The sequence below is a fragment of the Polaromonas sp. P3_C2 genome (assembly GCF_056402675.1).
In genome coordinates, this window is the sequence record NZ_JBFUGX010000049.1 from 1 (window position 1) to 11606 (window position 11606).

Annotated in this window: 15 protein-coding genes; 8 read left to right on the top strand and 7 right to left on the bottom strand. The window is 60.8% G+C overall.

Features of this window, described 5'->3' with window-relative positions:
* Both AC1DWI_RS03900 and AC1DWI_RS03905 read left to right on the top strand, forming a co-directional pair.
* The coding region (locus AC1DWI_RS03900; RefSeq protein WP_477724407.1) for an HAD-IC family P-type ATPase at positions 1–694 on the top strand (694 nt) is incomplete at its 5' end.
* 90 nt (positions 695–784) lie between these two features.
* A complete protein-coding gene (locus tag AC1DWI_RS03905) occupies positions 785–1183 on the top strand; it encodes an SRPBCC family protein (RefSeq protein ID WP_477671411.1) in 399 nt (132 codons plus the stop codon).
* A 2-nt stretch (positions 1184–1185) separates the two neighbouring features.
* Here AC1DWI_RS03905 and AC1DWI_RS03910 read toward each other — a convergent pair whose 3' ends face one another.
* A complete protein-coding gene (locus tag AC1DWI_RS03910) occupies positions 1186–1812 on the bottom strand; it encodes a LysE family translocator (protein ID WP_477671410.1) in 627 nt (208 codons plus the stop codon).
* Positions 1813–1931: 119 nt separating this feature from the next.
* Between AC1DWI_RS03910 and AC1DWI_RS03915 the strand changes: the two genes are divergently transcribed.
* A complete protein-coding gene (locus AC1DWI_RS03915; protein WP_477671409.1) occupies positions 1932–2612 on the top strand; it encodes a DNA-3-methyladenine glycosylase I in 681 nt (226 codons plus the stop codon).
* A 1-nt stretch (position 2613) separates the two neighbouring features.
* On the opposite strand, the gene AC1DWI_RS03920 is transcribed toward AC1DWI_RS03915, so the two are convergent.
* The 4 genes from AC1DWI_RS03920 to AC1DWI_RS03935 all read right to left on the bottom strand — a co-directional run bounded on the left by AC1DWI_RS03920 (position 2614) and on the right by AC1DWI_RS03935 (position 5910).
* Positions 2614–3588: a magnesium and cobalt transport protein CorA gene (locus tag AC1DWI_RS03920; RefSeq protein ID WP_477724408.1), complete on the bottom strand. Its 975-nt coding sequence runs from the start codon at positions 3586–3588 to the stop codon at positions 2614–2616.
* Positions 3589–3657: 69 nt separating this feature from the next.
* The gene (locus AC1DWI_RS03925) at positions 3658–4131 is read right to left on the bottom strand and encodes a MaoC family dehydratase (protein WP_477671408.1); all 474 of its coding nucleotides are present in this window, start codon (positions 4129–4131) and stop codon (positions 3658–3660) included.
* 17 nt (positions 4132–4148) lie between these two features.
* Positions 4149–5438 carry an MFS transporter gene (locus AC1DWI_RS03930; RefSeq protein WP_477671407.1) on the bottom strand — a complete coding sequence of 430 codons (1290 nt, stop codon included), beginning with the start codon at positions 5436–5438 and terminating at the stop codon, positions 4149–4151.
* Complete coding sequence (locus tag AC1DWI_RS03935) at positions 5431–5910, bottom strand: MarR family winged helix-turn-helix transcriptional regulator (protein ID WP_477671406.1); 480 nt, start codon at positions 5908–5910, stop codon at positions 5431–5433. Before AC1DWI_RS03935 ends, AC1DWI_RS03930 begins: the two co-directional genes overlap by 8 nt.
* A 48-nt stretch (positions 5911–5958) precedes the next feature.
* On the opposite strand from AC1DWI_RS03935, the gene AC1DWI_RS03940 reads away from it, so the two are divergent.
* The 5 genes from AC1DWI_RS03940 to gloA all read left to right on the top strand — a co-directional run bounded on the left by AC1DWI_RS03940 (position 5959) and on the right by gloA (position 9938).
* Entirely contained in the window at positions 5959–6522 is a 564-nt protein-coding gene (locus AC1DWI_RS03940; protein WP_477671405.1) for a PaaI family thioesterase, read from the top strand.
* 367 nt (positions 6523–6889) lie between these two features.
* Entirely contained in the window at positions 6890–7192 is a 303-nt protein-coding gene (locus AC1DWI_RS03945) for a hypothetical protein (protein ID WP_477671404.1), read from the top strand.
* Between the two features lie 23 nt (positions 7193–7215).
* On the top strand, positions 7216–7563 hold the full coding sequence (locus AC1DWI_RS03950) for an N-acetyltransferase (protein ID WP_477687931.1): 348 nt from the start codon (positions 7216–7218) through the stop codon (positions 7561–7563).
* Between the two features lie 101 nt (positions 7564–7664).
* A complete protein-coding gene (locus tag AC1DWI_RS03955) occupies positions 7665–9380 on the top strand; it encodes an ATP-binding response regulator (RefSeq protein WP_477671403.1) in 1716 nt (571 codons plus the stop codon).
* Positions 9381–9527: 147 nt separating this feature from the next.
* The gene (gloA, locus tag AC1DWI_RS03960; RefSeq protein ID WP_477671402.1) at positions 9528–9938 is read left to right on the top strand and encodes a lactoylglutathione lyase; all 411 of its coding nucleotides are present in this window, start codon (positions 9528–9530) and stop codon (positions 9936–9938) included.
* 73 nt (positions 9939–10011) lie between these two features.
* Here the strand turns inward: gloA and eda are convergent, their stop codons facing one another.
* Both eda and AC1DWI_RS03970 read right to left on the bottom strand, forming a co-directional pair.
* Positions 10012–10701, bottom strand: a complete 690-nt coding sequence (eda, locus tag AC1DWI_RS03965) for a bifunctional 4-hydroxy-2-oxoglutarate aldolase/2-dehydro-3-deoxy-phosphogluconate aldolase (RefSeq protein WP_477671401.1) — start codon at positions 10699–10701, stop codon at positions 10012–10014.
* A partial coding sequence (locus tag AC1DWI_RS03970) for a dihydroxy-acid dehydratase domain-containing protein (RefSeq protein WP_477724409.1) occupies positions 10692–11606 on the bottom strand: 915 nt, incomplete at its 5' end. The genes AC1DWI_RS03970 and eda, both read right to left, overlap by 10 nt.

Here is an 11606-nt window from a genome sequence, read left to right on the forward strand (position 1 = left end):
CGGCAATACGGAGTTGATGGCGCAAGCTGGCGTGTCAGTAGATTCGCTGCTGGCCCAGGCGGAGGCCCTGCGGGCCGAAGGCGCCAGCGTGATGCACCTGGCGGTCGACGGCAAGCTTGCGGGCCTGCTCGCCGTGGCCGACCCGGTGAAAGCCAGCACGCCCGAGGCGCTGGCGGCGCTCAAAGCCGCTGGCTTGCGCGTGATCATGGCCACAGGCGACGGCCTGACCACAGCCAAAGCCATCGCCGGGCGCCTGGGCATTGACGAAGTGCACGGCGGCGTGCAGCCGGCAGACAAGCTGGCACTGGTCAAGCGCCTGCAAGAGGAAGGCCATATCGTTGCCATGGCCGGCGACGGCATCAATGACGCCCCGGCCCTGGCCCAGGCCAACGTGGGCATTGCCATGGGCACAGGTACCGACGTGGCCATGAACAGCGCCCAGATCACGCTGGTGAAAGGTGATTTGCGCGGCATCGCGCAAGCCCGGAAAATTTCGGAGGCGACGATCACCAACATGAAGCAGAACCTCGGTTTTGCCTTCGTCTACAACTCCCTCGGTGTCCCGCTGGCCGCGGGGCTGCTCTTTCCCTTTACCGGCTGGCTGCTGTCGCCCATGATCGCGGCCCTGGCGATGAGCCTGAGTTCGGTGTCGGTGATCAGCAATGCACTGAGGCTGCGCGGGAAGCGTTTGTAACCGGTGCTTAACAGGGCTGACTTCGCCCGGTTTGATTGCTATGCTGCGATGACAAGGCGCCACCCCGGCGCCAGCCAGACTGGGGTCGCCATGGCCACGATCTACAAGGAATTCACCGTCGACGCCGGCATAGACAGCGTCTGGGACGCGCTGCGCGATTTCAACGCTGTGCACCGGCGCCTTGCGCCGGGCTTCGTGGTCGATTGCAAACCTGGCGAAGGCAGCCGCACCGTAACCTTTGCCAACGGCATGGTCGCGCACGAAGTGCTGGTGGGCATCCATGAAGGGATGCACCGCCTCAGCTACACCGTGGTCGGCGGCAAGGCCACCCATCACATGGCTTCGGCGCAGCTGTTTTCCGAGGGCGAAAACCGCACCCGCTTTGTCTGGATCACCGACGTGCTGCCCGATGCACTGGGGGAATACATCGACACGATGATGACCCAGGGCGCGGCGGTGATGCAGCAGGCACTCGGCAGGCCGGCCTGAATTCAGGCCGGCCGCTTGGCCAGCAAGGCCCAGACACCGGCCATGGACAGCAGCGAGCCGCCCGCGAAATTAAAACGCCGCTGAGCGCGCGGTGAGGCCAGCAGTGTACGGGCCGACGCGGCAAACACCGCATACAGCGTGGCGTTCAGGCTGGCCATCACCACAAAGGTCACCGCCAGCACCCAGAGCTGTCGCGTCACGTCGGCGCCGGGGTTGACGAACTGGGGCAGGAAAGCCACAAAAAACACAATGCCCTTGGGGTTGAGTGCAGTGACCAGGTAAGTGTTGCCGAACAGCTTCCACAAGGAGCCAGGCACCTCGGGCGCTGCCGCCTGCATGGGCGAAATTCCGGCGCGCAGGAGCTTGATGCCCAGGTAAAGCAAATACAGGCCACCGGCCCACTTGACTAGCGTGAACCAGAAGGCCGATGCCGCGAGCAAGGCGCCCAGGCCGAACAACGAGACCACCAGCGCCGTCGAGTCACCCAGCGCCACGGCGGCCACCAACGGGATGTTGGCACGCTTGCCGTGCGCCATCGAGTAGCTGATGACCGTCAGGATGGTCGGGCCCGGGATGATGAGCAGGACGGCGGTTGCGGCGACGAAAGCGAGCCAAAGCTGGATGGACATGGTGCGTTGTTCCGAAGTTGTGGATCGATGAAAGGGAGCGTGCTTCATGATACTGCCGGGCGGCCAAAGATGAATCACCTCACCCGCACGGCCCTGCCCGCATTTGCCTAAAATTGCCCATGCCTTCCGCCATCCCGCCCAAGCGCCCCAACGTTGCACCCTCCCCGGCTGCCGGCCTTTTTATCGATGACACCCACACCGCGCGCTGCGCCTGGTGCCAGGCGACGCCCATCTACCGCAACTACCACGACAGCGAGTGGGGCTTTCCGGTGGACGATGAACGCCGGCTCTTCGAAAAAATCTGCCTTGAAGGTTTTCAGGCCGGCCTCAGCTGGCTGACCATCCTGAACAAACGCGAATCCTTTCGCAGCGCGTTCGCCAACTTCGATGCCGAGCAGGTGGCCCGCTTTGGCGAGCGTGACATCAAACGCCTGGTCAATGACGCCGGCATTGTGCGACACGCGGGAAAGATTGCTTCGACCATCAACAATGCCAAGCGCGTCATCGAGCTCCGAAAAGAATTTGGCTCGCTGGGCGCTTTTGTCTGGCGGCTGGAGCCCGAAGCCAAGAGCCGGCCCGCACGCATCACGCACGAGGCCGTGAAAGCCATGCCGACTTCTCCGGCCTCCATCGCACTGTCCAAGGATTTGAAGAAACGCGGTTGGAGCTTTGTGGGCCCCACCACGATGTATGCCTTCATGCAGGCCATGGGCCTGGTCAACGACCATATCGAAGGTTGCGCCAGCCGCAAGTCCGCGCTGGCAGCGCGCACGGCGTTTACCCCGCCTCGCGTGTCGTAACTTAAAGCCAGCGTGCGCGCTTGAAACGCCAATAGAGTAAAGAGCACGCCACCACAATCATGCTGATGGCCATGAGGTAGCCGTAACGCCATTTGAGTTCGTGCATGGCTTCGAAGTTCATGCCCCATATGCCGGCAAACGCCGTGCAGACCGCAAAGATACTGGCCCAGGCCGCGAGCTTCTTGGTCACTTCGCTCTCTTCAATCGTCACCATCGCCAGGTTCACCTGGATAGCAGTGCCTATGGTGTCACGCATGTTTTCGATCAATGCGTTGATGCGCGACAAATGGTCAACCACGTCGCGAAAATAATCCTGCACTCCACTGCAGATCTGAGGAACCCGGCCGCCATAGAGTTTGCTGGCCCCTTCGAGCAGCGGCGCCACTGCGTGCTTGAGCACCATCACGCTGCCCTTGAGTTCGTAGAGCCGTTCGATGTTCTTTCGCGCAGCACCGGGCGTGAAGATTTCCTTCTCGATCAGCTCCAACTCGGTCTCGAGTGCGTCGAGGATGGGAAAGTAACGGTCAACCACCGCGTCCATCAGGGCATACAGCACAAAACCCGAACCGTTGCGCAGCAGCTCCGGTTCGCGCTCGCAGCGCTCACGCACGCCCAGAAACCCCTTCTGGCTGCGGTTGCGCACCGAGAGTACATAGTTCTTCCCGGTGAACACATCCACCTCGCCGACGTGGAGTTCGCCCGGCTTGTCGTTGGACTGCTCAATCAGGTGCAGCACCGAAAACAGCGAAGCGCCGTATTCCTCGATTTTTGGGCGTTGGTGGCCGTGCCGGGCATCTTCGACCGCCAGTTCATGCAGGCCGAACTCATGCTGCATTTCTTCAAGCTCTTCCGGCGTGGCGTCCTGCAGCGCCACCCAGACGAAAGCATCGGGACGGCAGATGTAGTCGCTGATCTCGGTGACCGGGATGTCGGCAAGCTTGGTGCCGTTCTGGTAGACCACGCAATTGATAAGCATCTGATGTTTCCCGCAAGTTGTCTGCCTGCGTGAATTCTGGCACAGCGCTGATATGCCGTCACGCTGAGATCAGGATGGGCGGCGCGGAACCACCAGGTTGTAGACGGATTGCTGCAGCACCTCGCCGTGCTGGTTGAGCGTCTGGCTGCGCACCACYACCCTGCCTCTATCGGGCCGCGAAGCTGAGGGCGTCACGCTCACCACTTCTGTCTCTACATGCAGCACATTGCCGGGGCGCGTGGGTTTGGGCCAACTGATCTCGCCCCCTGCGCCTATGATTCCGCCGGCCAGCGGCAAACCACCACCCACCAGCAGCCGCATCGTGACAGCCGCCGTGTGCCAGCCGCTCGCGGCCAAGCCGCCAAAGAGTGTGGCCTTGGCTGCTTCGTGGTCCAGGTGAAATGGCTGCGGATCAAACTGCGCGGCAAACGAGGTGATCTGCGCCTCATCCAGCGCGTGCTCGCCACTGACGAAGCGGTCGCCGGGCTGCAAGTCCTCAAGGTAGCGCAATGCGGTAGCGGCGGTTTTGGGGACCTTGCTCATGCCTTGTTTTTTCACCTTCAGGCTGCGGCCTTGGCAGCCATTTGCCGCGGCAGCAGCGCTTCGCGGATCGGCAGGTTCACCAACGCGGCGCCTGTGGCCAGCACGATGTCGATGTACCAGACCCAGTCGTAGCTGCCGGTTGCCTGGAATATATAGCCGCCCAGATAAGCACCCAGGAAACCACCCACCTGGTGCGACAACATCACCACGCCGAACAGCATGGCCATGTTGGCCGTACCGAACATCTTGGCGACCAGGCCCACCGTGGGTGGAACGGTCGAAAGGAAGGTCACGCCCATGACGGCGGCGAAGATCAGCATCACGGCCGGGGTCTTGGGCGCCAGCAGGAAGATGAGTACGGCGAGGCCACGCGTTGTATAGAGCAGCGCCAGCAAGGACTTCATGCGCCAGCGGCCGACGGCCCAACCCATGGCCAGACTGCCGACGATGTTGAAGAGGCCAATCATCGCAAGCGACCAACCGCCAATTTCGGGCGGCAAACCACAGGCCGCTATCACGCCGGGGAGGTGAGTCGCCAGAAACGCCACGTGAAAACCGCACACCAGAAAACCCGCCGCGAGGTAACGATAGCTAGGCGTTGCGATGGCCTGGCTAATGGCTTGACGTGCGCTCAGCGCTTTCGTGCCCGAGGCCGCCGCAGCCTGGGCTGCCAGCGCATTCGAATTGCCTTTCAGCACCAGCACCGCAGGCACCGCCAGCAGCACCAGCGCGCCCAGCCACTGCATTGCACTGGCCCAGCCGACAGCGGCTGTGAGGCCAATGGCGATAGGCGCCATCGCGAACTGCCCAAAAGAGCCGCCCGCGTTGACGATGCCGGTGGCCAGGCCGCGCTTTTCAGGCGGCACCAGGCGTGTGCTGGCGGCCATCAGCACAGAAGGCCCGGCCATCCCGGCACCGCCCGCCGCAAGCACGCCGATGGCAAAGATCAGGCCGGCTGTGCTGGTCATCAGCGGCGTGATGATGGTGCCAATCGCCACCAACACAACACCCATGAAGATCACACGGCCAGTACCGATGCGGTCAGCCACCGCGCCGGCGAAGGGCTGCGTCAGCCCCCACCAGAGTTGGCCGAAAGCGAAGGCCAGGCTGATGCTGCCGATACCCAGTGCGGTCGAAGTATTGAGCGCAGAGAGGAACAGGCCCATGGTCTGTCGCACGCCCATGGTGAGGGCAAAGGTGCCGCCGGCAGCCAGTAGGACCAGCCACATCGCGATGCGGCGCGCCGGCAGTGCAGTGGAAGAAGCGGAAGGCGTGACGCTGGACGGGGAAGGCTCGGGGTTACTCATCATCAGCTCCAGATTCGATGGGGGACAAAAGCTCTAAAGATTCGTTGATCAGGTTATGCAGGGCCAGCACACGCCCGGCGCCCAACAGTGCGTTGAGCTGCTCCTGCGCAGCCCTCCACCGTGATCGGGCCTCCTCACGCTTGGCACGGCCCGCGTCAGTCAGCACCACGGTACGGCTGCGCGCATCGGTGCCTGCGGCGAGCTCAATCCAGCCGGCGTCGATCAGCGGCTTGAGGTTGCGCGTGAGGGTGGAGGCACTCATCTTCATGCCACGCGCCAGCTCGCCCGGTCGCATGGGGCCCAGCTTCAGCACATAAGTCAGCAGGGAATACTGCGTGGTCTTCAGTCCGGCCTTGGTCATTTCCAGGTCGTAGTGGTGCGCGACGCGGCGCATCAGCTGGCGCAGCTTGACATTGGTGCAGCCCTGCACTTTGAGTTCGGCCTGGGTTGACAGGCGGGTTTTCTCGCTCATAATTTGATTGTAGCTACAATCATTGTATATGCAACATTTATAAATGCCATGACCCTGCAAGACACATTGACTCAGTGGATGGAACAAAGCGCCGCAGTGCGCGCCCGCATGATGGACGGCGGCGGCAAACCTGGTCTGGCCCGACCGGAAGACGTCACAGGCAAGACCGGCATGGAAGTGATGCAGGCCATGCTCGCCGGCCAATTGCCCTACCCCCACATTGCTGAAACACTGGATTTCTCCCTGATTGAGGTTGAGCCCGGTAAAGCCACCTTCCAGGGCACGCCGCAGCTCAAGCACTACAACCCGCTGGGCACTGTGCACGGCGGCTGGTACGCCACGCTGCTCGACTCCGCCGTGGGCTGCGCCGTGCACACCATGATGCCGGTCGGCCGGGCCTACACCACCGCCGAACTCAGCATCAACATCGTGCGTGCCGCCTCACACAAGACCGGCCCGCTGCGCGCCATCGGCACGGTGATCCACTGCGGCCGCCAGTTGGCAACGGCCGAGGGCCGCATCGTCGGGCCGGACGGCAAGCTGTATGCGCATGCGACCACGACCTGTCTGGTGTTTGAGGTCGGGGGAGCCAAGGCTGACCAAGGCACCTGATACAAGCCAATGTGGCGGTGAATGGAAATCCCCGACGCATCCACCGCCACGGTCACCGGAAAATTCTCCAGTTACGCCACTTGGCCGGCATGCCCCCCCAAAAAGCCGGTTCGATGACCTGACCGAGAGATCCTTGAAGAAGGGCTCACACCAGGACCAAAAATCCCGRCAGACTGTCCGCATGCGGACAATTTATGTTCTTTTTTCGATTCGCCCCGCTATTCAAGCGGAATATGCGGGGAAGCCCCTGTTATATCTGACAGGGTAAGGCTTGATTCAGCCTTGCACGGCGCATAGACTGCGCGAACATCAAAAGAAGAATAAGAGCATTTGGCAAGACAAGCACTCAACCTGGAAATGCAACGCAATGATTACCTCCCCGAACGACCATGCGCCAACCCCCTTTCAGGTTCTGCACCAGCCGATGGATGCTCCAGGCGCCATTTTCCTCACCGGCGGAACACCCTTCATTTCGGCATCTCCCCGGGGAAACTTCGCCGAGGAAATCACGCTCTGCCATCTGGATACTCCGTTAAAGATGGAAAAGGTCCAGAGCCTGCGCGGCCACATCAACCTGCCGTCAGGATGCCGTGACGCGCGGTTTTTTGAACAAGAAAAAAAAGAGACGAATTGGGCTTTGTGTTTGCGTTTGAGTTCCAACGCGTGGTGATTGGCACCTTGAGGCTGGTTCCCATGCACAAGGGGCTGACCTCACTTGAAAAGCTGTTGGCGGAAAAACAATTGATTGAGCCAGAGACCTGCCGAAACAGCTGGGAAATCGGGCGCCTTGTGCTCAATCCTGATTACAGAAGCGGCCCCGATCTTGTGAAGCGATGCATATTTTTGGGTGTTTCGTATCTTGCGCGGCATACCGATGGGCAAGACCTCTTTGCCTCCTGCACGCCGGTGCTGAGCCGCTTGTACAGGCGTTTCGGGTTTTCCACCATCGCCAACAATATACGGGTGGATGGGGCGGACGAATCGTTTGCCCTGATACATGGACAGGTACCGGACATTCTCAAATCGTCTGACTGTCAGTAAGTCATGCACGGGAATATTTCATATTGCAGCCGCATCCTCCACCAGAGACCGGAAGAAGCTGCTGTTGATGGTTTTTCCGCGTCAACAGGATTGAAATATATATGGGCTGGTTAAAAAGACTCTTTGGCCACTATGAGGCTTACCACGCACATGGCAGGCCCTTGCTCAAATACATTGGCATCGTAGGCGCCCTGACCTATGTGGTGTTTTACCTGATACGGTTCACGAAACCCAATCCTCGTCCCTACGATGACCTGGGAATGCGGGTGCTGGTCGTAATTCTCTTTACCGCGCTGGCGATGAAAAATCGCTGGCCCCAGAAGCTGAAGAAATACTACTTCGCCTATTCCTACTGGGCATTGATTTATTGCCTGCCGTTTTTCAACGTATTTCTATCGCTGAAGCGGCACGGAGGTATCCCCGCGATCTCCAACTGTTTTATCGCACTCAGTTTTCTGGTCATGATCGCCGACTGGCGCAACACGATTGCCATGTTGGTAATCGGTTGCGGCAGCGCGGCGTTGCTGTACGTCGCCATCACGCCCAACCCCTCAATCCCCATGGACATGGTGGCCCAGCTTCCGGCCTACCTGCTGATTCTTATCGGCGGCGCCGCATTCAAGCTTTCGGAAAAGCAGATAGATGCCGAGAAATTGCGCATTGCAAACTCCCTTGCCGGCTCGATCGCCCATGAAATGCGCAACCCGCTCGCACAGGCCAAGATGAGCCTGGAGAGTATCGGGGAAATGCTGCCCGCGAACGGTATCGCGGTCCCCGCCGAACACACTTCCCGCATGCGCCAGTTTGTCAACATGGGGGAGATCGCTGTACACAGGGGTAACCAGGTGATTGACCTGATCCTGGGATCCTTCAAGTCCAGCGCGGTGGACCGAAGCAAATTTGAGTATTTATCCGCCGCAAAAATAACTCAGAAGGCGGTGGACGAATACAGTTTTCCCGATCGGCACCTGCGCAGTGATGGTGGCAACTTACGTGACAGTGTCACAGTGCGTGTCGTGAAGGACTTCACCTTTTACGGGGACGAAACCCCTTATGTTTTTGTGCTCTTCAACCTGATCAAGAACGCGCTCTATTACCTCGACCAAAAGTCCGGCGCAACAATCGTACTGACGATAGACGATCACAAGGTAACCGTCAGAGACACGGGCCCGGGCATCGACAAGGAGGTGCTGGCACACCTGTTTGAATCCTTCATGACCTCAGGAAAGGCCGAGGGGACAGGCCTTGGGCTGTCGTATTGCAAACGCACCATGCAAAGCTTTGGTGGTGACATTCATTGCGATTCCGCGGTCGGTGAATTTACACAGTTCACGCTGACCTTCCCCCCAATACCGCAAACCGGGATGGGCAAGGCCGCCGCAGCGCCGGAAGCGCCTCGGCAGGCAGCCAGCCCGGCCATCCCCGGCAATGTGCTGGAAGGCAGAACCGTCATATTGGCCGAAGACGACGAACTTAACCGCATCATGGTGGGCGAGCGCTTGAAAAGCTGGGGCTTGACAGTGCTGGAGGCCGAAGGGGGGCGCCAGGTTCTGGCCCACCTGGACAGCACACCAAGCGTCGATTTGATCTTGATGGATATGAACATGCCCGGTTTGAACGGCGTGCAAACGACCCAGGCGATTCGCTCGCGGGATTGGGAGCATCAGGGTATTTTTATCCTCGCACTTTCCGGGAACTCCGATGAGCTTGATGTCAGGACAGCCTTGAACGCCGGCATGAATGGCTACATCCTGAAAAATGGCGACATGAAGTTGCTGCAAGGAAAAATGCTGGAGGCTTTGGCGGCAACAAGGTAGTCCCGGGGAAATCCCACCGCGCGAAGCCCCTCATCGGTCATTGCGCGGCATGCATCGCCATCAGCTTTGCATCCCTACGCATGCGGCCTGCACAGGGAGCGAAGATTGGCGACAATGGGCAGTCCGCCACTCCCCACCTTCATCACCATGCGACTCCTACACACCATGCTGCGCGTTGGCAGTCTCCAGCGCTCCATCGACTTCTACACGCAGGTTCTTGGCATGAAGCTGCTGCGCACCTCGGAAAATCCCGAGTACAAATACAGCCTGGCCTTTGTGGGCTATGAAGGCAACCCGGCGCAGGCCGAAATCGAGCTGACCTACAACTGGGGCACCGAAAGCTACGACATGGGCACGGCTTTTGGCCACATCGCGCTGGGCGTACCTGACGCCTATGCAGCTTGCGACAAGATCAAGGCCGCTGGCGGCAACGTCACGCGTGAGGCCGGCCCGGTCAAGGGCGGGACCACGGTGATTGCCTTTGTGACGGACCCGGACGGCTACAAGATTGAGCTGATCCAGCGCGATGAAAGCGCTTCGGGCGCTGGCCTGCGTTAGTTCATTGCACTTCGCTGCTATTCTTTTAATAGCGGCTTGCGCTCATCCAGCAAGGCTGGGAGCGCTATTTTCCTCATAAATAGCGGGCAGGCTGCCAGGCTCGGGCAGCATTGCGTGCCAGCTGGCAGGCCTGAAAAGCCAGTGCAGTGACGTGTGACCAGTTGCCGCGAGCCAGCGTGTCCGCAGGGGTCAACCAGGACCCGCCTACACACACCACATTGGGCAGCGCCAGAAACTCAGGCGCATTGGCCACCGTGACGCCGCCCGTCGGGCAAAACCGCACGTCGCCGAATGGTCCGTTCCAGGCCTTCAACATGGCCGGGCCACCCGCCTGCATGGCCGGGAAAAATTTGAGTTCCGTCAGGCCGTCCTCCTGCGCCATCATGATCTCGCTTCCGGTAGCCACCCCTGGCAGCAGCGGCAGGCCGGAATCCTTACAGGCCTGTCCCATCGCATGGGTGTAACCGGGGCTCACCGCAAAGCGTGCACCGGCCATGGCGCAGGCTTGGGCATCGGCGGCACTGCGCACAGTGCCCGCACCCACCACGGCTTCCGGCACATCGCGTGCAATGGCCTCAATGCAGGCCAGCGCTTGCGGCGTGCGCAAGGTGACTTCGAGCATGCGAATGCCACCGGCCACCAGCGCACGTGCCAGCGGCACCGCCTGGCTCACGTCGGTCAGCACAATCACGGGTATCACGGGGGCGTCCTGCATGATCTGCAGGGGGGTCAGTTTTCCGCTGACGTTCAGGTTCACATCCACGATAAAGCTCCTTCTTCAGCCGTCAGCGCGTGACGGCGCATACCGGCAAACAGCTCCCGTCCCATGCCGATGCCGTTGGCCGCGCGCAAATCGGCAGGCATGGTGTCGACCGGCCTCGCGGTCCATTCTGCATCGTTCACCAGCACCTTCAATTCGCCAGTGATGGCATCCACACGAATTACATCACCGTCGCGCACCTTGGCCAGCGGGCCGCCGGCAGCGGCTTCGGGCGACACATGAATGGCGGCCGGCACCTTGCCCGAAGCGCCGCTCATGCGGCCGTCAGTGACCAGCGCGACCTTGAATCCCTTGCCCTGCAACACGGCCAGCGGCGGCGTCAGTTTGTGCAGCTCGGGCATGCCGTTGGCTTGCGGGCCTTGCCAGCGCACCACACACACCACGTCGCGGTTCAACTCGCCAGCGCTGAAGGCGATGTGCAAGGCTTCCTGCGAATCAAACACCCGGGCCGATGCCTCGATGACATGGCGGTCGTCAGGCACGGCGGAGACCTTGATCACGCTACGGCCCAGGTTGCCCTGCAGCAGCTTGAGACCCCCGGTGGCGCTGAAAGGTTTGGCAGGCGTGCGCACGATGGCCTCGTCTTTGGAAGCGCCCGCGTCGTGCCAGACAAGCGCCGCGCCGGCCAGCGCCGGCTCGCGTGTGTATTCGCGGATGCCGCCTTCACGCACCGTGAGCACGTCTTCATGCATGAAGCCCGCATCCAGCAACTCGCGAATGATGAAGCCGGGGCCGCCTGCGGCCTGGAACTGGTTCACGTCGGCGCTGCCGTTGGGGTAGACATGGGCCAGCGTCGGCACCACGTCAGAGAGGTCCGAAAAATCATTCCAGTCGATCACGATGCCGGCCGAATGCGCAACGGCTACCCAATGGATCAGGTGATTGGT